A 25,287-nucleotide genomic window follows, 5' to 3' on the forward strand; every position below is an offset into this window, starting at 1 on the left:
GCGCGTATTGCGCATTTCGGAGCCGAGCGTTAGCGAGGCGCAGGCATGAGCATCTTTGTCGGAACCGAGCGGGATCCAGCGGATTACGCCGTCGAACCCATTGTCCACCACAGCCAGGACGGCTTCTACGAGACGTTGACCGCCCTGCACCAGCCGGTCTATGTGGTGCGTACCGCACATGGCACCGGCCTGAGTACCACCCGTCCCGATGACGACGCCGCGGTCATCGCCGCGATCGGCCCGCTGCCCGCCGCGCAGCTCGGCTCCGCCGCCTTCCGCGCCTGCCACGGCGTCCGCTACGCCTACATGGGTGGCGCGATGGCGGGTGGTATCGCCTCGGAGGACTACGTGATCGCGCTGGCCCGGTCCGGTTGTCTCGGCTCGTTCGGCGCGGCCGGATTGCTGCCCGAACGCGTCGAGGCCGCGCTGCAGCGATTCGCGGCCGAGATTCCCGGATTGCCCTACGCCGCCAACCTGATTCACAGCCCGAGTGAGGAGGAGCTGGAACGCGCCGCGGTCGAGCTGTTCCTGAAATACGGGGTGCGCTGCGTCGAGGCGTCGGCGTTCATGGATGTCACCGCGCATATCGTCCGCTATCGGGTGGCCGGACTGGCCCGCACCGGCGACGGGCGGGTGCTCATCGCGAACCGGGTGATCGCCAAGGTATCCCGGGCCGAGGTCGCCGAGAAGTTCATGCGCCCCGCACCCGCCGCGATCGTCTCCGATCTGCTGGGGCGCGGGCTGATCACCGCCGAACAGGCCGAGCTGGCCAAATTCGTGCCGCTGGCCGATGACATCACCGCCGAGGCCGATTCCGGCGGGCACACCGACCGCCGCCCGCTGACCACCCTGTTCCCGTCCATCCTGCGCCGCCGCGACCAGGTCCAGCAGGATCTGGGTTATCCGGTGGCGGTCCGGGTTGGCGCGGCCGGTGGTATCGGTACCCCGGTCGCCGCCGCGGCCGCCTTCGCCATGGGTGCCGACTATGTGGTCACCGGTTCGGTCAACCAATCCTGCTTGGAGGCAGGAACTTCCGACGAGGTCCGGCATCTGCTGGCGGCGGCGGGCGTCGCGGATGTGGATATGGCGCCCGCGGCGGATATGTTCGAAATGGGCGTCGAGCTGCAGGTGTTGAAGAACGGCAGCATGTTCGCGATGCGGGCGAAGCGGCTCTACGAGCTCTACCGCACCTACGACGGGCTGGACGTGCTGCCGATCGCCGAGCGCGCCCGGCTGGAACAGCAGATCCTGCGCCGCTCGGTGGAAGACGTCTGGCAGGACGTGGTCGGCTACTTCACCCGCCGCGATCCGGACCAGCTGACCCGGGCCGCCGATGACCCGAAGCGCAAGATGGCCCTGGTCTTCCGCTGGTACCTGGGCATGGCCTCGCGCTGGGCCGTGGTGGGTGCGGCCGATCGCGGCTTGGACTACCAGATCTGGTGCGGTCCGGCCATGGGCAGCTTCAACGAATGGGTGCGCGGCTCCTATCTGGCGGCCACCGAGAACCGCCGGGTCGCCGATGTGGCGCTGAATCTGCTGCACGGTGCCGCCTTCACCACCCGCATCCAGCAGTTGGCCGTGAACGGTGTCCGGGTGCCGCGCGGCTGCGCCGACTACCGCCCGGCGCCGTTGGCCGATGATTCCGGGGGCGCGCGGTGACCACCGTCGAAAGCCGCACTGCCGCCATCGATCTCGGACCGTATCCGGCGGCGGCTGCCCTGGAAGCGGCGCTGGGAGATCCACGGGCACAAGACAATTCGTTCGGCTTCGCCGCCATGCTGGCACGTGCCGAACGGGATGCTTTTCCCGATGCGCTCGCCGATATCGCCGGACCTGCGCTGCGGCTGTCCTATGTCCCGGCCGAGTACGGCGGCGATCTGATCACCTACGACCAGACCCTGATGCTGGTTCGGGTCGCCGCGCGACGTGATCTGACCATCATGCCCGCCACGATGATCGACATCACCGCGACACTGTGTGTGCTGCTGGCCGGTTCGCCCGAGCAGCGCGATCGGGTAGTGCGGCTATTGCGTTCGGGCGAGTCCATCGGATTCGCCTTCTCCGAACCCGCGCACGGCAGCGATCTGCTCGCCAATACCTGTGCGCTGACCCCGGATCCGGTGACCGGCGGCTGGCTGCTCGACGGCGAGAAATGGCTGACCGGATTCGGCAAGCGGGCCGGTGCCATGCTGGTGATCGCGCACACCGGTGGACGCGGTCCGGCCGCGTACTCGATGGCGCTGGTGCACGATCCCCTGCGGCAGAGCTCGGCCCGCTACCGATTGCAGCGTCCAGCGGGCATGCGCGGCACCGATTTCGCGCATTTCCAGTTCACCGAGCTGCCGGTGGCCGATGACGCGATCGTCGGCCGGATCGGCCGGGGGATGGAGACCGCGATGCGCGCCATGCAGGTGGTCCGGGCCACCAGCGTGGGGGCCAACTTGGCCGCGGTCGATTCGGCGCTGCGGCTCACCCTCGAGTTCGCCGGGCGTCACGTGGTCGCGGGCCGCCCGGTCGGTGAACATGCGCTCAATCGCCGCGAATTGGGGACCGCTGCGGCGGCCTTGCTGGCCGGCGATGCGGTCGCACTGGCCTGTGCGCGTGCGATACATACCTTCCCCGCGGCGCAGAGCCTGTGGTCCGGGCTGCTCAAAGCGGTGCTCACCGAGCTGTCCACCGAGGCGTTCACGCGCTGCGCGGATGTGCTCGGTACCCGCGGCGTACTGCGTGAGGGTCCCGAAGGCACCTTCGATGTGCTGCGTGCCGATAACGCGGTGGTTCGCTACTTCGATACCAGTCCCACCGCCAATCTCCGGTTGGTCGCCATGCAGTTGGGCCGGTTCGTCGAAGCCGGTTTCACCGCCGCGCAGGACGGCGCGCTCGAATTACTCTCGGACACTTTCGATCTCGATGCCACTCTGCCCTCGCTGGATTTCACCAGCCTGACCTTGTCGGCGCGCGGTCTCGAGGTCGTCACCGGCGGATTCCCGGTGGCGGCGGCGGGTATGCGCGCCGTACTCGGCGCGGCCCGTCCGTGCACCGGACGGGCCTTGGAGCTGGTCGACCGGCTGGAGCGAGCGCTGGCGGCGGCGCGCACCGACATCACCGGTCTGGCCGAGCTGTCCACCTCCGAACGCGCCACCGTGACAGTGGATCTCGCGCTGCGTGTCGCCTACCTGCATGCCGGCGCGGCGTGTGTCCAGCTGTGGTGGTTCAACCGGGCGCGTTCGCTCTACGGCACCACCCCGGGATCGGTCGACTGGCTGCTCCCGGCACTGGCGCTACTGCTCGACCGGGCCGACTGCCGTACCGCCCGATTGCCGATGGTGTTGGCGGACAACGCATTCGACGTGATCGCCCGGCTGCACCGGGACCGTCGGCTGTTCACCGCGCGGCCGCTCCCGCTCGCCACCGAGGAAGGAACCGAACCGTCATGACCGTGCAGTACGTGACCGAGCTGGCCGAGGAACTGGAACGGTACCTCGGCGATCCGCACGATCCCGCGAATCAGATGTCGTTCCAGCGCATTCTGCGCTGTGACGAGCTCGAGGAATTCCCGCACGACCTACTCGGTCTGCTGCAGCGCTGGGCATTGCACGAATACTGCCTGCCGGCCAAGTGGGGTGGCCGCGCCGGTGACGTCGAGACCGGATTTTCGCTGCTGCGCCTGGTCGCCCGCCGCGACCCCACCACCGCCGCCGCCCTGATGCTCACCGACCTGGCATTCATGCCCACCTGGATTGCGGGCACCGATGAGCAGCGGACCCGGCTGGTATCGCAGATCAACAATGGTGCCAAGCTGGCGTGGGGGCTGTCCGAGCGGGCCCACGGCAGCGATGTGCTCTCGAATGAGATGCGGGCCGAGAAGGTGGATGACGGCTATCTGCTGACGGGGGAGAAGTACCTCATCGGCAATGCCACCCTGGCGGATATGGTGACCGTGCACGCCCGCACCGGCGAACGCGGCGGACCGGGCGACTGGTCCATCTTCCTGGTCGAAAAGCGGCTCGGTCCGGCGGGCGCGGTGCGCGAGCTGCCCAATGAGCGGCTGCACGGACTGCGCGCACTCGATCTCAGCGGCATCCAGCTGGAGAAGTTCTTCGTCCCCGACAGCCACCGCATCGGCGCCGAGGGCCAGGGCCTGGAGATGGTGCTCAAGAGCGCCCAGGTGGCGCGCACCACGATCAGCGGGCTGGCGCTCGGTGCGGTCGATACCGCATTGCGGGTCACCTGCGATTTCATTGTGACGCGGGAGATCTTCGGGCAGCAGGTCGTCGAATTCCCCTACACCCGCCGCCAGATCGCCGAGAGCTTCGCCGATCTGCTGCTGGCCGAGGCGGTGGCCACCGGCGCCGTGCGCGGACTGCAGGCCGCGCCCGAGCAGATCGCGGTGGATTCCGCGATCGTCAAATATTTCGTGCCGACCTCGCTGCAGCGCACCATGACCCAGCTGTCGGAGGTGCTGGGCGCCCGGCTGTACCTGCGCGACCACCCGCACTACGCGATCTTCCAGAAGATGCTGCGCGATATCGTGGTGTCGGTATTCGCCGACGGCAATACCGTGGTGAATCTGAAATCCGTTGGTGCGCAGCTCGAGCAGATCTTGACCGCGGCCGATTCCGCCACCGCCGAACAGCGCTCGGCCGCGGCGGAGAAGGTTGCGCGCAGCTACGATCTCGACGCCAAGCTCGACGAATGGCAGCCCGCCCAGCAGCAGCTGTTCAGCCGGGCCGGTGATGCCGCCATCCTGGCCCTGCCGCAGGCGATCGCGGATCTGCGCGCACTGGCCGGAACCCGTGCAGGCGAGCAGCGGAGCTGGTTCGAACAATCGGCCGACCTCGCCGAACGCCTACTCGTCGAACTGGACCGGATCCTGCTCGAACAGCAGCGGGCCAAGCAGACCCTCGGCCGCGGCTATGGCGCCTCCGCCGAAATCTACCGGCTCGCCGAACAATATTGCGCACTGCACGCGGCCGCCGCGCTGATCCACCTGACCGTGCGTTCGGCGGCGGTGTTGGCGCCGCCGTTCCCGGACGGCGCGGTGCTACTGCTGTGCCTGGAACGCATCTGGCGCGGCTTCCACCCGGCGGACCCGGTCACCGACGCGGTCGTCGTGGACCGTGTCCTGACGGTGCTGCTGGACCTGCACCGCGACCGGAAACTCTTCTCACACTGGCAGTTCCAATTGCAGGCCAGCGGCGAGACCACGGCCTGACCACTATCTCGGACGTAACACCCTGGAAGGACACATTGTGTACTCGATGAATTCGCGGCACCAGACGGCCGCACCCGCGGACGTCTGGGAGGTGCTGCTCGACTGTGCGTCCTTCCCCGACTACATGGGCGGGGTCAACGAGGTGGAAATCCTCGAGGAAGACGGTACGCGCCGCATGAGCAGCTGGGTCGTCGAGCTCAAGGGCTCCGAAATGGAGTGGGAGCAGGAAGATCTGATCGATGCCGAACGGCATCGGATCGAATTCCGGCAGACCGATGGCGATCTACAGAGCTACCACGGCTACTGGCAGCTCCACGAGGGCGGCGCCGGCGGCGAACTGGAACTCAATGTCGAATTCGATATCGGGCTGCCGCTGGTCGCCGAGATGATCCATCCGGCCATCGCCACGGCGCTGGAAGGTTATGCGAACTCGATCGTCACCCGGGCCGCACGGTGAGGGAATTGCCATGAGCGACATCAGGACTCGCGGTGCCAAGGATATCGCGAAGACCACGTTCAAGCAGGTCAAGCGGCACTTCGCGCCATCGATGGCGCTGGCGGGCAAATTCACCGGTCAAGGTGCGGTCGAGGATTCGGCCAGCGGCTGCCGGGTCACCCTGTCCGATGGACGCGCGGTGCTGGACTTCGGTTCCTATGCGGTCGCGCTGCTCGGTCACCGCAATGCCACGGTGGTCGAGGCGGTCCGGGCGCAACTGGACCGGATGCCGACTTCGACCAGGTCGGTGCTGAACCCGCTGCCCGGGCAGGCCGCCGAGGCGGTAGTGGACTATCTGGCCGCCGCCGACTTCGGGGGCGATCACGCGCCGGAACTGTCGAAGGTGTACTTCGGTTTGAGCGGCGCCGACGCCGTCGAGGCGGCTGCCAAGCTGGCCCGGCTGGCCACCGGCCGTGCCACGGTACTCGCGGTCGAGGGTGCCTATCACGGCAAGACGCTGGGTGCGCTGGCGCTCACCCACCACGAACGGTTCAAGGGCAATTTGGGTCCGGTGCTGGACAACACCGTGCACATCGATCCCGCCGATCCGGACGCAGTTTCCCGTGCGCTGGCCGAAAACTCGGTCGCCGCACTGATTTTCGAGCCGGTACAAGGGGAGAACGGAGTCACGCTGCTGGATCCGGCGATCCTGTCGCGCTGGTGTGCCGACGCGCATGCGCACGGGGCATTCGTCATCGCCGATGAGATCCAGGTCGGCTTGCGTCGCTGCGGTGACCGGTCCGTCGCCTTGGCGCACGGGTTGCCGGTGGACGCGGTGCTACTCGGCAAGGCGATCGGCGGCGGTGTGGTGCCGGTCTCGGCGCTGGTCTGCACCGAGGCGCTGTATGCCCCGCTGACCGGCGATCCGGTGCTGCACACCGCTACCTTCAGCGGATATCCGCTCGGCGTCTCGGCCGTGGCCCCGGCGCTGGCCACCATCGAAGCCCATGTCGCCGACGGGGTTCGGATCGCGCGCGAAATGGCCGAGGGACTCGCGCTGCTGGCCACCGACCACAACACCGTCGTCACCGCGGTGCGCGGGCGGGGTCTGCTGTGGGGGCTGGACTTCTGTTCGCCGGAGTTCGCCGGTGAGGTGCAGGTCGGGCTCGCACAGCGCGGACTGGTCGTGTCCACCTGTCTGAGCCGACCCGAAGTGCTGCGGCTGATCCCGCCGATCATCGCCACCTCCGACGATGTCGCGGAGGCGCTGTTGCTGCTGCGCGGTGCGATCGAGCAGGCCGCCGCCGCCATCGACCCGACCCGACCCGGATTGGACGCATCGTCATGACATCGCTCGAAATCGAGGGCGCGGCCGAACAACTGGCCGCCGATACCGAACTGGCCGCCGATATCCAGGGCTTCACTCCCACCGTGCACGCAAGCTCGGTGCGGGATGTATTCCTCACCGGCGCAACCGGATTCCTCGGGGCGTTCCTGCTGAAGGAACTGCTGGACCGGGGACTGACCGTGCACTGCCTGGTGCGCGCGACCGCCGCCGACAGTGCACTGGCCCGGTTGACCGCCAATCTGGACACCTACGAGCTGGCCGAGACCATCGCCACCGACCGGATCCGGGTGGTGCCCGGTGATGTGACGTTGCCGAAGTTCGGTCTATCCGATGGCGACTACGCCGAACTCGCGGATCGGGTCGAGGCCAGCTATCACACCGCGGCGAAGGTCAACTTCCTCACGCCCTACAAGTGGCTGCGCAAGCAGACCATCGCGGGCACGCACGAGATGTTGCGCTTCGCCTGCGCGGCGACCGCACCGCTGCACCATGTGTCCACCCTCGGCGTCTTCGCCGGGGACGCGGATTCGGATCCGCGCGGCGAATCGGATCCCACCGGACCCGCCGCGGATATGCCGCTCGGATACACCAAGAGCAAATGGGTTGCCGAGCAACTGATGCTGGCGGCCGATCGGCGTGGTGTGCCGATCACCATGCACCGGCCCGCGCAGGTGTGGGGCGACTCGAAGTCCGGCGCCTGCCAGAAGAACGACTTCGTCTGGCGCTTTATCACCGGCTCCATCCAGGCCGGGGTATATCCGCGCAACTTCCGGCTGAAGATGAATCTGGTTCCGGTCGACTACGTGTGCGCGGCCATCGCCGCGGTCACCGCCCAGGATGCCGCGCTCGGCGGGATCTACCACCAGATCGGACCCGCGGCCATCGATTCCGAGACCATCCTCGGTTTCATCCGGTCGGCCGGGTTCGAGATCAAAGAGGTCAGCATCATCAAGTGGCTCAAGGCCATTTCGGCCGATGTCACCAATGCGATGTTCCCGCTGATCCGCACCACCATGCTGATGGAGCGGCAGGAGCCGCTGCTGTTCACCGACCACCTCACGCGCCGCCTGCTCGACGGCACCGGGATCGAGTGCCCGAATATCGACGAGCGGCTTTTCGGCACCTACGCCTCATTCTTCGTCCGGCACGGGCAGCTGCCCGCGCCGGTCGCTTCCGCCTGACCGGCTACTGACAGGAGTACCGCGATGTCCGCGCCGACCACATACCCGACCAGCAGAACCGCGCATCATCCGGCGCGTTTGCGGGACGCCGATCCGCGGCTGACCCGTCGCGAAGCCGTGATCGCCGAACTGGCGGCCGACGGTAAGTCCAATCGTGAGATCGCAGTGCTCCTGTTCATCTCCGTCCGCACGGTCGAGAACCACCTGCATCGCATCTACAGCAAGCTCGGCATCCACAGCAGGCTCGATCTCACTTCCGGCCGTTGACTAGTTTGTTAGTGATCACTAATCTCACCCCAAGGAACTCCTGACTCTCGAAATTGGAGGTTTCCGCCATGGCCGCGGAACGATCCGCTCTCGGTGAACTACTCCGTCCGATCCGTGGTCGCGTGCGTCTAGCCGTTGCCGCCCAAGCCATTTCGTCCGTCGCCGCGGTGCTGCCCTTCATCGCCGTTGCCGAGCTCGGCCGGGTGCTGCTCGATAACGGGCCCGATCGGACCCGCGAGGCATGGACGCTGACCGCCGTCGCCGCGGGCGCGCTGCTGGTGCGGCTGATCCTCCTGCTGGCCGCGGGCGCGCTCACCCACTTCGCCGATGGCGAGCTGGCCCTCGACATCCGCCGACGGTTGGTACGCCGGCTCGGCGAGGTGCCTATGGGCTGGTTCTCCGGACACAACTCCGGCACGGTCAAGAAGATCGTGCAGGATGATGTGGCGGCGATGCACCACCTGGTCGCGCACTCGGTGCTGGAGCTGACCTCCGCGGTGGTGCTGCCGGTCACCGCACTGGTCTACCTGTTCTGGGTGGACTGGAAGATGACGTTGGTGACCATCGCTCCGCTGGTGATCGGGTTGAGTCTGTACAGCGTCACCATGGCCGCGATGGGTAAGCACCTGCCCGAATACGACCGGGCGATGGGCCGGATCAACGGCAGCGCAGTGGAATTCGTGCAGGGCATTGCCGTGGTCAAGACCTTCGGCCAAGCCAACCGCGCACACGGTCGATATGCCAGTGCCGCAAGCGATTTCGCGGAATTCTTCCTGGGCTGGGTGAAGTCGACACTCAGCTCCAAAACCGCGGCCGAGATCGCGCTCTCGCCGATCGCGGTGCTGGCGACGGTGCTCGGCGGCGGCGCCTGGTTCGTCACCCGGGGCTGGTTGGCCGCCGCTGATCTGCTGCCGTTCGCGCTGCTCGGGGTCGGACTCACCGCACCGATCCTGGCGCTGTTCTACGCGAGCTATGAACTGCGCTTCGCCAAGGAGGCGGCGGCCCGGGTCATCGAGGTGCTCGACACCGCACCACTTCCGGTCGTCGACTCCCCGAAGTCGCCCAGCGGCAATGTCGTTCGGCTCGCCGAGGTGTCGTGCTCCTATGACGGTGCGACCGAGGTGCTGAGCGGTATCGACCTGGAGTTGCCGGAGGGCACGGTCACCGCGCTGGTGGGTCCGTCCGGATCCGGTAAGAGCACCCTGGCCACGCTGCTGCCGCGATTCCAGGATGTCACCCGCGGTGCGGTCAGCATCGGTGGTGTGGACATCCGCGAGATGGCGCCCCAGGAGCTGTACCAGCGCGTGGCGTTCGTATTCCAGGATGTCCGGCTGGCGCAGGATTCGATCGCGGCGAATATCCGGATGGCCCGGCCCGATGCATCGGAATTCGAGGTGCACACCGCCGCGCGGATGGCCCGCATCCACGACGAGATCCTGGCGCTGCCGCGCGGATACGACTCGGTGATCGGGGACGACGCGCGGCTGTCCGGCGGTCAGGCACAACGGCTTTCGATCGCGCGGGCACTGCTGGCCGATGCCCCGATCATCGTGCTCGACGAGGCCGCCGCCTACGCCGATCCACAGTCCGAGGCCGAGGTGCAGGATGCGCTGTCGGCACTGACCGGTGCCAAGACCGTGCTGATGATCGCGCACCGACTCGCCACTGTCGTCGAGGCCGACCAGATCGTGGTGCTCGAGAACGGCACGATCGCCGAGCGCGGGACCCATACCGAATTGCTTGCCGCCGAGGGCCGCTACGCCCGGATGTGGCGGGCGCACGAGAACGCCGGGGGCTGGCGGAACCAGCAGTTGGAAAGGACCGGGGCATGATTCGGAAACTGCTCGCGGTGGTCGGGCCGGAACAGGGTGCGGCGCTGCGCAGAATGCTCGCGGTCCTGGTGATCGGCGCGGTGCTGCAGGGTGTGGCCTTCGCACTGCTGGTGCCGATTCTGCAGGCGCTGCTCGGTTCGGATCCGGATTCGGTGTGGCCGTGGCTGTGCACCCTGTTCGGGGTGGCCGCGCTGTATGCACTGGCGTACTACGTCAGCATGGGTATCGGCGCGCAAGTCGGTGCGGCACTGGCGAAGACGCTGCACACGCGCATCGGTGACACGGTGGCCGGGCTGCCGCTGGGGTGGTTCGGGCCCGAACGGGTCGGGCAGCTCGGGCAGTTGGCCACCAAGAGTGTCATGGACATCATGGGTGTACCGGCGCATCTGCTGCGGCCGATGGTGACCACATTCGTCACGCCGGTGACGGTGGTCGTGCTGATGTACTTCTTCGATTGGCGATTGGCGCTGGCCGCAACGCTGACCGTTCCGGTCATCATCGCGGTCTACCGCTGGAGCGTGTCGCTGAGCCGCACTGCCGATGAGCTGCGCACCGCGGCCAACGCCGAAACCGGCGGGCGGGTAGTGGAATTCGCGCAGCTGCAGCCGGTGCTGCGGGTATTCGGCCGCGGCGCGGATACGCTGGATGGCACACTGCGCACCCAATATGAGACCTCGCGCAAGGTGCTCGTCACCGGTGTGCCCGGTCTGGTCGGCTTCACCCTGATCGTGCAGGCCGCATTCACCACGATCCTGGTGTACGGCACCTATCTGGCCCTCGGCGGCAGCCTCGACGTGCCGACTCTGCTGGCGGTGCTGGTGCTTGCGGTGCGGTTCACCGAGCCGATCGCCGAATTCGCCATTCTCGGATCCACCTTGCGCACGGCGGAATCCGCGCTGGACCGGGTGCGCGAACTGGTCATCGAACCGCCGCTGCCCGAGCCATTGTCGGCCCGGCTACCGGAGGGCAATGCGGTGCGCTTCGACTCGGTCGGCTTCGGCTACGGCGAATCCGCAGTGCTGCACGATGTTTCGTTCACCGCCCCGGCGGGCCGGGTCACCGCGCTGGTCGGACCGTCCGGATCCGGCAAGACCACGATCGCCCGCTTGATCGCCCGATTTTGGGATGTCGACGACGGCAGCGTTCAGATCGGTGCGGTGGATGTACGCCAGCTCGACCCGGCCGAGCTGATATCGCGCATTTCCATTGTCTTCCAGGACGTCTACTTGTTCGAGGACACCATCGAGGAGAACATCCGACTCGGTCGCCCCGGTGCCACCGATGCCGAAGTCCGTGCGGCGGCCGCCGCCGCCCGGGTCGACGAGATCGTCGAACGTCTCCCCGAGGGCTGGGCCACCAAGGTCGGCGAGGGCGGCGCCCGCCTCTCGGGCGGTGAGCGGCAACGGGTTTCGATCGCCCGCGCCATCCTGAAGGACGCCCCGATCGTGCTGCTGGACGAGGCGACGTCATCGCTGGACCCCGAGAACGAACAGGCCGTGCAACAGGCGCTGAGCGCGCTGACCGCGGACCGGACAGTGTTGGTGATCGCGCACCGCCTCAACACCGTCGCCGCCGCGGACCAGATCCTGTTCCTCGACAATGGCACGATTGTCGAGGCGGGTACGCACGATGACCTGTTGGGCGCCGAAGGCCGTTACGCGGCGTTCTGGGCACAGCGCCGCCGTGCCACCGAATGGAAGGTGGGGGCACTCAGCTGACCAGGACGTGTTGTCGGTGTGTCGGTAGGTTGTCCGAAGGCTTTGACCGGGGTCGAAGGCCCGGTGGGTTTGCAGGTGGTGGCAAGAGCTGGCCGAGGATCTTGTCGGACTTCGGTTAGCCTGCATCCATGTCATCGGATCCGACTGCTGGTTCTCCGGCACCGCGATTGACCGAGCTGGCTCACCGCGCGGCGGAGCTGCTCCGAGTGAACGGGCTCGCCTGGGGGCCAGCGGTGGCCACCGGCACTGAACTCACTTTCGATGGCGCGCTTGCCAGGGCAGCAGAGGTCCCGGGGGATGCGTACATCGTCTGGGATGTGTTCTCGTGGCGCTCGGGGCGCGGGTCGGTGCTGCCGAACGCCAAGGAGGCTTGGGTCGATTATCTTGCGCGGCTCGAGATCACCGACGCCCACTTGCTCGATCAGTTCGGCACCGGCTGGGAGCAGGTGCTCGACCTGAACACCGAGATCACTTCGATCCCGTTCGAGACGTGGTTTTCCCGTGCCGCGATGCTCATGCCGGTGGATACCGAGCAACGCAATAACGCCTGGGCGGCCGTACGCGACCATACACAGCAGCAGGGGCGGTATCGGCAATGGCGCGACACCATCGAACTGGTCACCCTCTATTTCCAGACCTGCCTGAACTCCCCTGACCATCGTTCCGCGGACCTGCACGCATTCGCGGCAGCTCAAAGGATCGGTCGAGACGCCATGGCTGTCATCGCCCTCGGCGAGCGCTTCCCCGATGCCACACTCACCGCGCACCTGGACCAGCTGATCGCGCCGTGGCGCGCGCTGGCCGGATCGGAGGACGACCGGATCGCCTACGCCGCAGCCGCTCGACAGTCCGGCGCCATCGCCAGCGACCTGCCTGCACCTGACTCCTACGACCCCGAACTCGACGACTACGACCTCAGTCTGGAAGACCCTGTCATCGATGACTGACTACTGATACCAGCGACGCTCACGGGGTGGTGCCCTGGCGTCGGATCGGATGGAAGAGCACAAAAGACCGTCCGATTTCGCGGGCGGCTCGGCCAACTGCGCGCCGCATGGCAGGCAGTGCACGCGATTGACGATATCTATCCGCGGTGTGACGGTACGGCGCTGCGAATGGACAAGGCACTGCAACAGTATTGGCGCGACGCGATCCGCAGTCCCAGCACGCTGTACCACGCGGCGTCGCTGAGCGCGCTCGGTGTCGAGCCGCAAGGGCCGCTGCGGGCGATGATCTGACTCGGTCGAAGGTGTCGGGATGCGGAGCCAAGACCGTGATGTGTTGCCCGGTGCGTTGCCGATCTGTTGAGCATCCCCAGATCCGTAGTGGGCCCGCCATCATCGCATTCGGTGCGTTGGTGGCGGGCCAAGGCGGTCGGGTGTGGCGGCCGGGTCAGCGGGATCGCAGGACCTCTTGGAGGTAGCGGGCGATATCGGTGATCGTCGGATAGTTCCAGAGCAGGGTGGCGGGCAGCGGAATGCCGAGGTGACGTTCGAGATTCGCGCGCAGGGCGGTGGCGAGCAGGGAGTCGATGCCGGATTCGGTGAGGGGACGGTGTGGGTTCAGGTCGTCCGGGGCGGCGCCGAGCGTGCTGGCGGTGCGGGTGCTGACCAGGTCGAGGAGATAGTCGGTCAGCTCGGGTCCGGACAGCTCGGCCCAATCCGGTTCGGTGGATTCGGTTTCGGAGGTTTCGAGGACCAGCTCGGCCAGGAGTGCGGGGCGCGGCCCACGATGGTCGCGCAGCACGGTCAGCGCGACCTGTACCGGGGAATTCGCCTGGGCCAAGGCGTTGTCGAAGATTGTGAGTGCCTGTTCGGCCGTCAGATCGGCGGTGCCGCGAGCGGCCAGCTCGAGATCGGTCGCAGCCGCCGAGGTGGACATGCCCAGGCCGCGCCAGCTGGTCCAGGCCAGGCTCACGGTGTCCCGGTGTCCGGCGCGCCGCCGCTGCACCGCGAGCGCGTCCAGGAGCGAGTTGGCGGCGGCGTACGCGGCCTGGCCGGGCAGTCCGAGCAGTGGACCGGCCGAGGAGAACAGCACGAGGAAGTCGATGCTGCCGGGCGGGAACAGCTCGTCCAGCACCAGCGCGCCATCCACCTTGGGGCGCATGACATTTCGCAGCACCTCGGGATCGAGGTCGGGCAACATCGCGCTGTCCACCGTGCCCGCCGCATGTACGACACCGCGCACGGGCGGCAGATCCAATGCGGCGAGTGCGGATTCGGTGGCCGCGCGATCAGTGATATCGACCGCGATGGTCCGCACGGTCACACCGGCATTCTCCAGCCGTCGCACGACGGCCACCCGCTCGTCGTCATCGGACCATTCGGCCCGGCGCGGCAGCGGCCGCCGCCCGAGCAGCACGATGCGTCGGGCCCCGCGTTCGGCCAGATGTTCGGCAACCAGCAGGCCGAGCGCTCCCAATCCGCCGGTGATCAGATAGGTTCCGTCGGGACGGCAGGTGAAGGCCGCACCCCGCTCGCGTTCCGCCGCCACGATCCGCTGTCCGAAGACCGCCCCGTCGCGAACCGAGACCACCGGGTCCGCGATACCGGCTTCGATAGCCGTGCGTATCACCATATTCGGATCGTCATCGGCGGACATATCGATGACCGCCCGGAAGAAGTCCGGATGCTCACTCGCGGCAACCCGGCCCATGCCCCACAAAGGTGCATGCGCGGTATCGCCTTCGCACACCCCGCGTGTCAATGCCCACAATCGAGGCCGCCGCTCGGCCGCAACCCCACCCACCCGTCGCACGACGGCGGCGAATGCCGCGGCAGCATCGAAAGGCGTCCCCACGGGCGGTGCGAATACCACGTCCGCACTCTGTTCGGCATCGACCAGCCTGGTGTCGTCCGCGGATTCGACTACGACGATCGAGGTATCGGCGATTGGCGAGGTCTCGGCCAAGGGCTGCCACATGAGGTCGAAACGGGTCGTGGCCAGGTGGCGGTCATCGGCTGCGCCGGGGCTGGCGGTGAGTTCGGCGTAGCGCAGTCCGATAAGTGTTGCCGCCGAATCATCCCCAGCAACAACGACATCGACGGTTGTCGGCTGATCGGGTCGGAGTCGGACCGCGATATCGGCGCGCCGCGGTGCGGGCCCGGTCAGGGTGACGCGGTCGATATGGGCGGGCATGCGCAGCGTTGCCGGGCCGGGGAAGATGACCGAGGCCATCGACAGGGCCGCGTCGAGGACGGCGGCCCAGCTGCGGTCGAGATCGGCGGTGGCGGTGGCGAACAGGGTGGTCTCGCCCTGCCTCAGGGTCTCGATCTGCCATGGATAGCCCATATCGGCGACGCCCAGTTCCGCCAGGCGGTCGACGACGAAATGCGGGTCGAGCGATGAGTTGCTCTGGGCCGCAGCAGTTTCGAGTACGGATGCATGATCCGGGGTGGAAGCCGATCCGGTGCGCGCCATAGTGTGGGTCGCCCATGCCGTGTCGTCCGCGCCGAGGGGGCGCGAGACGATACGCAGGGCCGTGCCGTCGCGGACGACTTGGAGCTCGCGGGTCTGCGCCGGATCGGGTACCACCACCGGCTGTTTCAGCTGGACCGCCACCAGTTCGGTGGTGCTTCCCGCGGTGCACAGGGTGTTGAGCAGCACGGCGGCCGGGGTGATTTCGGTGCCGAGTACGGGATGGCGACGTGGATACGGGCGGGTGCGGAAGTCGAGGGTGGTCCGCCAGAGCTGGACCGGGGTGCCGTGGACGGCGCTGTATGCGCCGAGCAGAGTATCGACGGGAGATTCCGCGCGCGGCGGACCGTCGACCCAATGGCGTTGGTGTTGCCAGGCATTCGTGGGCAGATCCAACAGCCGACCGGCCGGTGCCGCCGCCGACCAGTCGATGCCGATGCCACGGCAATGCAGCGCGGCCAGCGAACGCAGCAGGGTTGCCTGTTCGGCGGTATTGCGCCGCAGGGTCGGCAGGACGAGCCCGTCATCGATACCGTTGGCGGACAGGGTTTCCAGGATCGAGTGACTTACCACCGGGTGCGCCGAAACCTCCACGAAGACCCGGTGTCCGTCGGCGATCGCGGCCGCGACGGCCTGGTGGAAGCGCACCGGCGCGCGCAGATTCGTGGCCCAGTATGCGGCGTCCTGCGACGGTGCCGAGCGCGGGTCGTCCACCGCCGTGACGTAGAGGGGTACGGCGGCGGGGGAGGGAGCGAGATCGGCGACGGCGATCGCGAGATCGGCGGCCAGCGGCTCCATCTGATTGGTATGGAAGGCGACATCGGAATCGACTCGGCGAATGGTCCAACCGAGTCCCGGCCACTGTGCGGCGAGTTCGTCGACCGCGTCGACCTCGCCCGCGACCACGGTCGAGGATGGCGCCGCGCAGATCGCCGCCTCCGCGTCGGTGCGCGCACCCAGTTGCGCGAGCACATCGTCGAACGGCTGGTCGACCATGATCATGGCGCCGTTGCCCGCCACCTTGCGCAGCAGATTGGAACGGCGGCAGGCCAGCAGTGCGCCCTCGGCCTCGGTCAGCACGCCCGCGGTTACCGCGGCGGCGATCTCGCCGACGGAATGTCCGATGATCGCGCCCGGACGCACACCGTAGCGCCGCCATACCGCCGCCAGTCCGAGCTGGACGGCGACCAGCATGGCCTGGATGACGTCCACCGAGTCGAATCTGCCGCTCTCCAGCACCCGGCGCGGCGTCAGTCCCATCTCCTCGCGATAGATCGGCCCGATCCGGTCGATCACCTCCGCGAAAACCGGTTCGGCACCGAGTAATTCGCGGCCCATACCCAACCACTGCGCGCCGTGCCCGGAAAAGACCCACACCGGATCGGCCTGGTGTCCGATCGTCTCTGCGACGGCGACCGACCGTTCGGTGCCGCCGGTGGCCAGTGCCGTCAGCCCGGTGACGAGTTCGGCGCGATCGGCGGCGACGACACCCGCGCGGACCGTGAGATGTCCGCGCTGCCGTGCCAGCGTATGTCCGAGATCGCCGAGTTCGGCGGATGCGGCGAGCGGCAGCAAACGCGCCGCCTGGGCGGCGAGCCCGGCCCGGGTCGCCGACGAAATGGGGTAGATCCAGGATCGGTTGTGCCACATCGGCTCCGATGCGTCTTCGATGCCACCGGGCTGGTCCACACCACCGTCTGGCCGCGGCGCTTCTTCGAGTACGACATGCGCGATCGTCCCGCCGTAGCCGTAGCTCGCCACACCCGCTGTGCGCGGCCGGTCCACCTGTGGCCACGCTATGGCCTCGGTGACCACCCGCAAACCATTATCGTGCCAGGGGATTTCGGCCCTCGGCCCGGAGACCACGACGGTCGGTGGAATGATCTGCCGGGTCAGCGCGAGCACGGTCTTGATGACCCCGGCGATCCCGGCCGCGGCCTCGGTATGCCCGATATTGCCCTTCACCGAACCGATGAGACACGGTGCGGCCCCATCGGCCCGGTGTCCGAGGACCGCGGCGAGCGCCGCCGCCTCGATCGGGTCGCCGACCTTCGTACCCGTGCCATGCGCTTCGACGTAGTCCACCTCGCGCGGATCGACCCCGGCGGCGGCATATGCCCGGCGCAGCAGATGCTCCTGCGCCGAACTGGACGGCGCCATAATGCCTTCGGTGCGTCCGTCCTGATGGACCGCGCTGCCGCGGATCACCGCCAGCACCCGATCGTTGTCGCGCCGCGCGTCCGACAATCGCTTCAGCACGATGATGCCGCATCCCTCACCGCGACCGTATCCGTCGGCCGCGGCATCGAAGGGTTTGGAGCGCCCGTCCTTCGAGATGGCGCCCGCCTGATCCAGCACCGTGGTCAGCCCGGGGCCCGCCATCACCATTACCCCACCAGCCAGTGCGAGCGGCGTCTCGTACCGCAACAGTGCGGCGCAGGCTTGATGCAGTGCGACCAGCGAGGAGGAACAGGCGGTATCCACGGTGAGACTGGCCCCGCGCAGGTCCAGCGTGTAGGAGATGCGGTTGGCCACCGCGCACGGTGCGGCTCCGATACCGGTCCACGCCTCGACCTCCGGCAGCTCCTCCAGCAGTCTGCGTCCGTAGTCGTCGGCACCGACGCCCATGAATACCGACGCATCGGTCCCCGCCAACGTGTGCGGTGGAATTCCGGCGTGCTCCAAGGCTTCCCACGCCACTTCGAGCGCGATCCGCTGCTGGGGGTCGAGCTGACGGGCCTCGGTGGCGGAGATACCGAAGAACCGGCCGTCGAATCCGGCGATATCGGTCAGGAATGCGCCGCGCGGGGTGACGCGCGTCAGCACCGCGGCGTGTTCGCGCGAGTGGGCACGATGGGCCGCCCACCGATCCTCGGGCACGGTGTCTGCGGCGCACCGCTTATCGAGCAGGAATTGCCAGAGCTCGTCCGGCGAACTCAGATCGGGAGCGAAGCGGCAGCCGAGCCCGACGACGGCGATCCGGTCGGCGGCGGCGGTGGTGTCGTCGGCGGTTGTGGTCACGGGGGCAGTGGGCTCGTACACGAGAAGGTCCTCACCGATTATGCGAACGGCGGTGCCTGCACCGGCGATCAGCAGACCGGCACAGGCACGCGAAGGTGTGGTCCCGGAACGAGTCCGGGTCGACGGGGCGGTGATCGACCGCGTCACTGATACATGAGTGCCTTGTCCCAGGGCTCGTCCGGGCCGAACAGATAGCGGGCCTTGAGAATGTCGCGATGAGCGGTCAAGGCCTCGACGGGCACCAGGCTGCCGACCGGCAATGCCGTAATGGCATGCCTGACGCCGAGTGTCCGATCGATGGCCGCGGCCAACTCCGCCGCGGCACGGTCGCGCACACCATCGGGCGCTTCGAATTCCACTCGCAGCACATCGGTTTCGGCCCGTGCGCGCCAGAAGCCGACCTCGTAGGCAAGTGGCAGCTGGAAAACCATTTCCTCCAGATCGTTCTGCCGCACCGTCACCCCGCCGACCGGATATCCGAACGCCGTGCGGCCGAAGATCCGAACGCTCGGCAGCCGCCACCCGCAGGCGCACGGTTCATGGCGCACCTCGACATCGTCGGCAAGGTTGTAACGCAGCAACGGCATGGCCGCGCGATACAGCGGCGTCACCACCAGCTGCCCGCATCCGATATCGGACAGTGTGCCGGTCTCGGGCGAATACACCTCGAAGATGGCCCGATCCGCCCACAGGTGCAGCCTGCCCTCCGGGCATTCGCCCGCGATGGTGCCGGTTTCGGTGGACCCGTACTCCTCGACAATGTGCACCCCGCCCCAGATCTCGCTCAGCCGCCGCTTGCGGGCCGCGGTCATCGGTTCGGCGGCCACGAACATCGCGCGCAGGGCCGGGAAGTCGCGCTCCGGCCGCAGCCCCGCGGCCCGGGCCGCGGCCGCGATCATCATGGCTTCGGTCGGATTGCACCAGGTGAGCGAGACATCCAGGCGGTGCATGAGCCGCACAATGCGGGCCAGCGGCAATGCGAGTGAGCGGGCATCGCCGGGTACCACCGTCGCACCGCGCAACCGCCCCGCCGCCTGTGCCAGATGTCCGGTGATCACCAGCGCATACGGCGTGCGCACCAGGAAGGTGTCCGCCGGTGTGATGCCGACCCATTTGCGGGCATACCGCTCCGCGAGGTCGGCCCAGTCGTCATCGGTGTAATACGAGGCCGTCGGCTCCCCGGAGGTGCCGCTGGATTCGTGATAGGTCGCCAATTCCGCGCGGGGCACCGCGAGCATTCCGAACGGATACGCATTGCGCAGGTCTTGTTTTGACGTGAGGGATAGACCGGCGAAATCTTCGGCCACCCGTGGAGTTCCGTCGCGATCGAATCGAGCGGCATAGAACGGCGACCGCGCGGCCTGTCCGAATATTCTCGGCAGCTGTGCCCGCTGTAATTGCGCGAGTTCGTCGGGCGTGGTCCAATCGCCGATTTCCGGACGGTTGCGAACCGCTATATCGCCCTTGGGAATTACGGTCATCGATCCTCCTCGGATGCTACGACCTAGGACAACACCCGCGCGACGCCCACGCCAGCCGGGCAGCTACTCAATTGCTACTCAATTGAGAAAAATGTGCTTCGGACTCCCAGAAATTGAGTAGCAACTACTCACGATTTCACCGCATCGACCTGGTTGCATCCCAGGTGTAGCACGGCGACACGAGAAAGTTGGGCCGCATGCAAACCGAGGATATCTATCTGGCTGGCGTGGGCAGTTACCTGCCCGAGTCGATTTCCACCGAATCCGCCGTCGCCGCGGGCTGGTACGACCAGGCCGAGCGCATCGCGTCCGGTATGCGTTCGTGCGCGGTGAGCCCCGACACCCCGGCGCCGGATCTGGCGATCAGCGCGGCCCGCATCGCCTTGGCCGAATGCGGCCACGATTGCGACGATATCGGTGCGCTGCTGCACAGCTACACCCACCACCAGGGCCCCGACGGCTGGTCCGCCGTGCACTACATCCTGAACAACACCGTGGATCGCCCGATCCCGGCGGTCGAGATCAAACAGGGCTGCCTCGGCATGCTGGCGGGTCTGGAGGCCGCCGCCAACCGGCTCATCGCCAACCCCAGCCGTGACGCGGTATTGCTCACCACCGGTGACAACTTCTCCACTCCGCTGGTGGACCGCTGGCGTGGTTCGAAGCTGTTCCTGTTCGCCGACGCGGGCGCGGCGGCCGTGGTGTCGCGGCGCGACGGATTCGCGAAAGTGCGTGCCGTCGGCTCGCTTTCGGATTCATCGATGGAAATCCTGCACCGCGCCGGTGAGGCGCTGTTCCCGCCCGGTATTACCCGCGGTCGCGGTCTGAACTTCGACGAACGCGCGGCGAAGGTCCGTGAACAGTGGGCCGCGGGCCAGGCCCCGCCGATCCGCAACTTCGGCCTGGCGGTGGCGGCAATCGCCGAGCGCACCATGGACGAGGCGGGCGTCTCGTTCGACAAGATCAGCAAGGTCTGCCACATCGGATTCGGCCGCGGTTCACTCGAGGCCATGTTCCTGCAGCCGCTCGGCGTCGAAAAGGCCCAGGAGGTCTGGGATTTCACCAACACCATCGGGCACACCGGCGCCGCCGACATGTTCCTCGGTCTCGAACACGTGTGGCGCACCGGACAGGTGCGCCCCGGCGACCACGTGCTGATGATCGGTGCGAGCACCGGCATGGAAGCGGGTGCCGCGGTGGTCGAGATCCTCGCACCCGCACCGGCGAAGTAGGGGCGGCGATGCTGGAGGGTTTCACGCCCTGGCCGCAGGAATTCGCCGAACGCTATCGGGCCCAGGGGTGCTGGAGCGGCGAAACGCTGGGGGCGGTATTGCGGCAGGCCGCCGAGCGTTATGGTGATCGGACCGCGCTGGTCCACGACGACCGTCGGATCGGCTACCGCGACCTCGATGCCTGGGCCGATCGACTGGCCGCGCTGTTTCAACGGCACGGCGTGCACTCGGACGATCGGGTACTGGTGCAATTGCCGAATATCCCGGAGTTCGTCGCGATTACGTTCGCGCTCTTGCGAATCGGTGCGAAACCCGTGTTCTGCCTGATCGCACACCGCGAGACCGAGGTCGGCCACCTGGTGCGCCTCAGCGGCGCAACCCATTACGTGCTGCCCGACACCCACCGCGAGTTCAGCCATCGCGACATGGGCGAGCGCATCCGCGCGACGCACGACCAGTTGCGCACCCTGTTCCTCGTCGGCGGTCGCGCCGATGGTTTCGTCTCGATCGAGGACACGGATCAGGAGCCGTATCAGACTCGGTTGCCGGATACCGATCCGGCGGATGTCGCGTTCTTCCTGCTGTCCGGCGGCACCACGGCACTGCCGAAGCTGATCCCGCGCACCCACGACGACTACGTCTATCAATCGCTGCGCGCCGCCGAGGTGTGCGAATTGAACGACCGCGACGTCTACCTCGCCGCGCTGCCGATCGAATTCAACTTCGCCTGGGGTTGTCCGGGCGTGATCGGCACCTTCCACACCGGCGGCACCGTGGTGCTGGCCGACACCCCGAACCCGATGGATTGCTTCCCGCTGATCGAGCGGGAGCGGGTGACGGTCACCGCCCTGGTGCCTTCGCTGGTCGCGGTCTGGCTGGAGGTCGCCGAATGGGCCTCCTGGAATCTGAGCAGCCTGCGGCTGCTGCAGGTCGGTGGCGCGCGGATGACCCGCGAATTTACCGCGAGCATCCGCCCGACGCTGGGCTGCGAGCTGCAGCAGGTATTCGGCATGGCCGAAGGTCTGCTGTGTTTCAGCCGCCCGGACGATCCCGCCGAGTCGGTGCTGACCACCCAGGGCAAGCCCATCTCCGACGCCGACGAGATCGTGATCGCCGACGCCGACGGCACCGCGCTGGCACCGGGCGAGGTCGGGGAGCTGCTCACCCGCGGCCCCTACACGCTGCGCGGCTATTACGCTGCGCCGGAACATAATCGAGTCGCCTTCACCGCCGACGGCTTCTATCGGACCGGTGACCTGGCCCGGCTCACCCGCGACGGCGATCTGGTCATCGAGGGCCGGATCAAGGACATGATCATTCGCGGTGGCGACAAGGTCAATGCGGGCGAGGTGGAGGAACATCTGCTCGGCTGCCCCGGGGTGCGCGCGGTCGCGGTGGTCGGTATGCCGGACCCCTTCCTCGGCGAGCGCACCTGCGCATTCGTCGTGCCAACGGCCGCCGCCCCGAATCCGGCCGAACTGAAGCAGGCCATGCACGCTCGCGGTGTTGCGGCCTACAAGATTCCGGATGACATCGAGATCGTTGTCGAACTGCCCCTGACCCCGCTGGGCAAGGTCGATAAGAAAGCCCTGGTCCGCACCCGTGCGGGCGCATCGATAACAGGAGTGCCGTCGTGACCGTCGTATCCGTTCCCACCGAGGCCCAGCTGCGTGCCGAACTCGCGCCCGTACTCGGCCTCGCCGATGCCGCCGAACTCGATCCCGACGCCAATCTCGTTGTCCTGGGCCTGAGTTCGCTCGAATTGATGCGCATGGTCGGTCGCTGGAACAAGGCCGGGGTGCCCGCGGTATTCGAAGAACTGGTCGCCACCCCCACGCTGACCGCCTGGCTGCGGCATTTCGCGGCCATCGTCGCGCAGGGGGCGAAGAACGCATGAGCGCCCTGCTGATCGAAAACGGTGTCGTCTACACCGCCGATGCCGCCGAAACGGTGCTCTCGCGCGGCTCGATTCTCGTCGTGGACGATAAGATCGCGGCGATCGGAGTCCCGGAGACCGTCGCCGCGGCGGCGGCCGCGCTCGCCGATCCGGTGCGGTCCGAACTGCGCACCATCGACGCCGCGCGAATGATGGTGCTGCCCGGTCTGATCAATGCCCACTGGCACGATATGTTCGCCATGGGCTTCCCGCTGCGCGGCGCACTGCGTCCGGCCAGCGACCGCACCGATGAGGTCGCCTTGTTCGGCGGCGGCGGCGATATGCACAAGATATCCGGCATGTTCGACTCGTTCGACGGCCTCATCTCCGGCCTGACCCCCGACGAGGGCCAGGCAATCGCGGAATATTCGATGTGGACCCAATTGCGCGGTGGTGTCACCACGCTCGGCGACGCGGGTTCGCTGAACCGCCCGGCCGCACTCGTCGCCGCCGCGCGCACGCTCGGCATCCGGTTCAGTGCCACCACCTGGGCATCCGATGCCATCTGCCCGCCCGCCGCCGACTCCTTCGTCCGCACCAGGGATGCCGACGCCGTACTCTCCCAACTCGAAGAGCTGCTGAAGAGCTGCGCGCAGGACGAATCCGGCCGCATCCGCTGTCGTCCGTCGATCGCGTATGTCACCAATATGACCGATGAACTCGGTCGCGGTTTCGCCGAACTCGTCGCGCGGTACGACGCGGGTTTCGTCACGCACGTCGGCGCGGTGCGCAACGAGCCGGAACTGATGCGAAAGTACTACGGCGCCACCGGCGTTCGCCGCCTGCACGATCTCGGGCTGGTCACCGACCGGCTGATGGCCGCGCACTGCGCGTTCATCGATGACGAGGAGCAGGAGCTGCTGCGTGCGGCCGGTGCGCATATCAGCCATTCGCCCGGAAAGTACGGCCCCTCCGGCGAATCCACGCTGACCGAGACCGCTGTGGTGCCGCGCCTGCGTCGCGCGGGTGTGCCGGTATCGCTGTCCACCGACGGGGCCTCGCTCCCGAATGCCGGAATGGCCGAGGCCATGCGCGCGGCCTGGCAGATGTACAACGAGATGGTCGCCGACCAGACCGATGTGCTGCCCACCGACACGCTGGCCATGTCCACCCGTATCGCCGCCGCGGGCCTGCGCTGGGCCGGGGAGATCGGCAGCCTCGAGGTCGGCAAACAGGCCGATCTGGTGCTGATCCGCACCGACGACTGGCGCTATCTGCTCAATCCCCGTCCGCTGGAAAGCTTTCTGTGGCTCGGTGGATCCCACGACGTCGATACCGTCGTCGTGGGCGGGCAGGTGCTGCTGTCCGGCGGAGGCAGCGTGGGCGTCGACGTCGACGAGCTGCGGGAGCGCTATCTGACCGCGCTCGGCTCGTTCACCACCCGCTGCCTCGGGGTGCCCGCCGAGGTGGTCGGGGGCATATTGGCCGGAGCGCGGCGATGAGTGTCGCACTGGTGACCGGAGCGGCGGGTGGCATCGGCAGCGAAATCGCCCGTGCCCTGGTGGAATCCGAGAAGGCGGTGGCCTTGGTCGACCGCGGGATTCCGGCCCTGTGGGATCTGGCGGAGAAGCTCGACGCGGCGGGTGGCCGGGTGCTCGCCGTGGCCGCCGACGTCGCCGTGCCCGAGGAGGTGGCCGCGGCGGTGGCGCGTACCGAAGCCGTACTCGGTCCGGTCGACGCTCTGGTGAACGCGGCGGGCATTCTGCAACACGGCCGGATCGAGGAAATGGCCGAACTGGATTGGGCGACCACCCTCGCCGTGAACGCGGGTGGCGTATTCCATGTCTGCCAGGCCGTGGCGCGACGCATGCAGTCGCGTCGGCGCGGTGCCATCGTCACCGTGTCCTCGAATGCCGCGACCACACCGCGCATCGGCATGTCGGCGTACGCGGCCTCCAAGGCCGCGGCCAGCATGCTGACCCGCTGCCTCGGACTCGAACTGGCGGAGTACGGAATTCGCTGCAATGTGGTGGCCCCCGGCTCGACCGCCACCCCGATGCTGACCGCGCTGTTCGACGGCTCGGATGCCGAGCGCGCCACCATCGACGGTGTGCCGCAAGACTTTCGGATCGGCATTCCGCTCGGGCGGATCGCGCGCCCGAGCGATATCGCCGATGCCGTCCTGTTCCTGTTGTCCGACGAGGCCCGCCACATCACCATGCAGCAGCTCACCGTCGACGGTGGCGCCACGCTCGGTGCTTGA

General features: G+C 67.6%; 17 protein-coding genes and 1 pseudogene. 16 read left to right on the top strand and 2 right to left on the bottom strand.

Annotation, left to right across the window (positions count from 1 at the left end):
* Nucleotides 1–45: 45 nt before the first annotated feature.
* The 11 genes and pseudogenes from ABZ293_RS27590 to ABZ293_RS27640 all read left to right on the top strand — a co-directional run.
* Nucleotides 46–1,659, top strand: coding sequence for a PfaD family polyunsaturated fatty acid/polyketide biosynthesis protein (locus ABZ293_RS27590; protein WP_355185285.1), 1,614 nt, complete (start codon nucleotides 46–48; stop codon nucleotides 1,657–1,659).
* Nucleotides 1,656–3,437: an acyl-CoA dehydrogenase gene (locus tag ABZ293_RS27595; protein WP_355185287.1), complete on the top strand. Its 1,782-nt coding sequence runs from the start codon at nucleotides 1,656–1,658 to the stop codon at nucleotides 3,435–3,437. Before ABZ293_RS27590 ends, ABZ293_RS27595 begins: the two co-directional genes overlap by 4 nt.
* Nucleotides 3,434–5,215, top strand: coding sequence for an acyl-CoA dehydrogenase family protein (locus tag ABZ293_RS27600; RefSeq protein ID WP_355185289.1), 1,782 nt, complete (start codon nucleotides 3,434–3,436; stop codon nucleotides 5,213–5,215). The genes ABZ293_RS27595 and ABZ293_RS27600 overlap by 4 nt, the downstream gene beginning before the upstream one ends.
* 46 nt (nucleotides 5,216–5,261) lie before the next feature.
* Complete coding sequence (locus ABZ293_RS27605) at nucleotides 5,262–5,672, top strand: SRPBCC family protein (RefSeq protein WP_355185291.1); 411 nt, start codon at nucleotides 5,262–5,264, stop codon at nucleotides 5,670–5,672.
* Between the two features lie 10 nt (nucleotides 5,673–5,682).
* The gene (locus tag ABZ293_RS27610) at nucleotides 5,683–6,999 is read left to right on the top strand and encodes an aminotransferase class III-fold pyridoxal phosphate-dependent enzyme (protein WP_355185293.1); all 1,317 of its coding nucleotides are present in this window, start codon (nucleotides 5,683–5,685) and stop codon (nucleotides 6,997–6,999) included.
* Complete coding sequence (locus tag ABZ293_RS27615) at nucleotides 6,996–8,180, top strand: thioester reductase domain-containing protein (protein ID WP_355185295.1); 1,185 nt, start codon at nucleotides 6,996–6,998, stop codon at nucleotides 8,178–8,180. The genes ABZ293_RS27610 and ABZ293_RS27615 overlap by 4 nt, the downstream gene beginning before the upstream one ends.
* Nucleotides 8,181–8,204: 24 nt before the next feature.
* Nucleotides 8,205–8,447: a helix-turn-helix transcriptional regulator gene (locus tag ABZ293_RS27620; protein ID WP_355185297.1), complete on the top strand. Its 243-nt coding sequence runs from the start codon at nucleotides 8,205–8,207 to the stop codon at nucleotides 8,445–8,447.
* A 68-nt stretch (nucleotides 8,448–8,515) separates the two neighbouring features.
* A complete protein-coding gene (locus tag ABZ293_RS27625) occupies nucleotides 8,516–10,279 on the top strand; it encodes an ABC transporter ATP-binding protein (RefSeq protein ID WP_355185299.1) in 1,764 nt (587 codons plus the stop codon).
* Entirely contained in the window at nucleotides 10,276–11,997 is a 1,722-nt protein-coding gene (locus ABZ293_RS27630; RefSeq protein ID WP_355185301.1) for an ABC transporter ATP-binding protein, read from the top strand. Before ABZ293_RS27625 ends, ABZ293_RS27630 begins: the two co-directional genes overlap by 4 nt.
* A gap of 128 nt (nucleotides 11,998–12,125) precedes the next feature.
* Nucleotides 12,126–12,944: a hypothetical protein gene (locus ABZ293_RS27635; protein ID WP_355185303.1), complete on the top strand. Its 819-nt coding sequence runs from the start codon at nucleotides 12,126–12,128 to the stop codon at nucleotides 12,942–12,944.
* A 72-nt stretch (nucleotides 12,945–13,016) separates the two neighbouring features.
* A pseudogene (locus ABZ293_RS27640) lies at nucleotides 13,017–13,235 on the top strand (hydroxylase); the annotation flags it as partial.
* A 154-nt stretch (nucleotides 13,236–13,389) separates the two neighbouring features.
* On the opposite strand, the gene ABZ293_RS27645 reads toward ABZ293_RS27640, so the two are convergent.
* Nucleotides 13,390–18,435 (bottom strand): SDR family NAD(P)-dependent oxidoreductase, encoded by a 5,046-nt coding sequence (locus ABZ293_RS27645; RefSeq protein WP_355185305.1) that lies wholly within the window; start codon nucleotides 18,433–18,435, stop codon nucleotides 13,390–13,392.
* A 143-nt stretch (nucleotides 18,436–18,578) separates the two neighbouring features.
* Nucleotides 18,579–19,916 (bottom strand): AMP-binding protein, encoded by a 1,338-nt coding sequence (locus ABZ293_RS27650; RefSeq protein ID WP_355185307.1) that lies wholly within the window; start codon nucleotides 19,914–19,916, stop codon nucleotides 18,579–18,581.
* Nucleotides 19,917–20,113: 197 nt separating this feature from the next.
* On the opposite strand from ABZ293_RS27650, the gene ABZ293_RS27655 reads away from it, so the two are divergent.
* Genes ABZ293_RS27655 through ABZ293_RS27675 form a run of 5 tightly spaced genes read left to right on the top strand, consistent with a single transcriptional unit; the run spans nucleotide 20,114 to nucleotide 25,287 of the window.
* Nucleotides 20,114–21,148 carry a ketoacyl-ACP synthase III family protein gene (locus tag ABZ293_RS27655; RefSeq protein WP_355185309.1) on the top strand — a complete coding sequence of 345 codons (1,035 nt, stop codon included), beginning with the start codon at nucleotides 20,114–20,116 and terminating at the stop codon, nucleotides 21,146–21,148.
* A gap of 8 nt (nucleotides 21,149–21,156) precedes the next feature.
* A complete protein-coding gene (locus ABZ293_RS27660) occupies nucleotides 21,157–22,785 on the top strand; it encodes an AMP-binding protein (protein ID WP_355185311.1) in 1,629 nt (542 codons plus the stop codon).
* The gene (locus ABZ293_RS27665) at nucleotides 22,782–23,045 is read left to right on the top strand and encodes a phosphopantetheine-binding protein (protein ID WP_354953350.1); all 264 of its coding nucleotides are present in this window, start codon (nucleotides 22,782–22,784) and stop codon (nucleotides 23,043–23,045) included. Before ABZ293_RS27660 ends, ABZ293_RS27665 begins: the two co-directional genes overlap by 4 nt.
* Nucleotides 23,042–24,526: an amidohydrolase family protein gene (locus tag ABZ293_RS27670; protein ID WP_355185313.1), complete on the top strand. Its 1,485-nt coding sequence runs from the start codon at nucleotides 23,042–23,044 to the stop codon at nucleotides 24,524–24,526. Before ABZ293_RS27665 ends, ABZ293_RS27670 begins: the two co-directional genes overlap by 4 nt.
* A complete protein-coding gene (locus tag ABZ293_RS27675; protein WP_355185315.1) occupies nucleotides 24,523–25,287 on the top strand; it encodes a 2,3-dihydro-2,3-dihydroxybenzoate dehydrogenase in 765 nt (254 codons plus the stop codon). The genes ABZ293_RS27670 and ABZ293_RS27675 overlap by 4 nt, the downstream gene beginning before the upstream one ends.

The sequence above is a fragment of the Nocardia sp. NPDC005998 genome, from assembly GCF_040614395.1.
Lineage (GTDB): Bacteria > Actinomycetota > Actinomycetes > Mycobacteriales > Mycobacteriaceae > Nocardia.

What these genes read in the sequence shown, in the direction of transcription:
- ABZ293_RS27650 (WP_355185307.1), bottom strand. Translation starts at nt 19,916, where the DNA reads ATGACCGTAATTCCCAAGGGCGATATAGCGGTTCGCAACCGTCCGGAA.
- ABZ293_RS27630 (WP_355185301.1), top strand. Translation starts at nt 10,276, where the DNA reads ATGATTCGGAAACTGCTCGCGGTGGTCGGGCCGGAACAGGGTGCGGCG.
- ABZ293_RS27675 (WP_355185315.1), top strand. Translation starts at nt 24,523, where the DNA reads ATGAGTGTCGCACTGGTGACCGGAGCGGCGGGTGGCATCGGCAGCGAA.
- ABZ293_RS27620 (WP_355185297.1), top strand. Translation starts at nt 8,205, where the DNA reads ATGTCCGCGCCGACCACATACCCGACCAGCAGAACCGCGCATCATCCG.
- ABZ293_RS27660 (WP_355185311.1), top strand. Translation starts at nt 21,157, where the DNA reads ATGCTGGAGGGTTTCACGCCCTGGCCGCAGGAATTCGCCGAACGCTAT.
- ABZ293_RS27655 (WP_355185309.1), top strand. Translation starts at nt 20,114, where the DNA reads ATGCAAACCGAGGATATCTATCTGGCTGGCGTGGGCAGTTACCTGCCC.
- ABZ293_RS27615 (WP_355185295.1), top strand. Translation starts at nt 6,996, where the DNA reads ATGACATCGCTCGAAATCGAGGGCGCGGCCGAACAACTGGCCGCCGAT.
- ABZ293_RS27590 (WP_355185285.1), top strand. Translation starts at nt 46, where the DNA reads ATGAGCATCTTTGTCGGAACCGAGCGGGATCCAGCGGATTACGCCGTC.
- ABZ293_RS27670 (WP_355185313.1), top strand. Translation starts at nt 23,042, where the DNA reads ATGAGCGCCCTGCTGATCGAAAACGGTGTCGTCTACACCGCCGATGCC.
- ABZ293_RS27610 (WP_355185293.1), top strand. Translation starts at nt 5,683, where the DNA reads ATGAGCGACATCAGGACTCGCGGTGCCAAGGATATCGCGAAGACCACG.
- ABZ293_RS27600 (WP_355185289.1), top strand. Translation starts at nt 3,434, where the DNA reads ATGACCGTGCAGTACGTGACCGAGCTGGCCGAGGAACTGGAACGGTAC.
- ABZ293_RS27635 (WP_355185303.1), top strand. Translation starts at nt 12,126, where the DNA reads ATGTCATCGGATCCGACTGCTGGTTCTCCGGCACCGCGATTGACCGAG.
- ABZ293_RS27625 (WP_355185299.1), top strand. Translation starts at nt 8,516, where the DNA reads ATGGCCGCGGAACGATCCGCTCTCGGTGAACTACTCCGTCCGATCCGT.
- ABZ293_RS27605 (WP_355185291.1), top strand. Translation starts at nt 5,262, where the DNA reads ATGAATTCGCGGCACCAGACGGCCGCACCCGCGGACGTCTGGGAGGTG.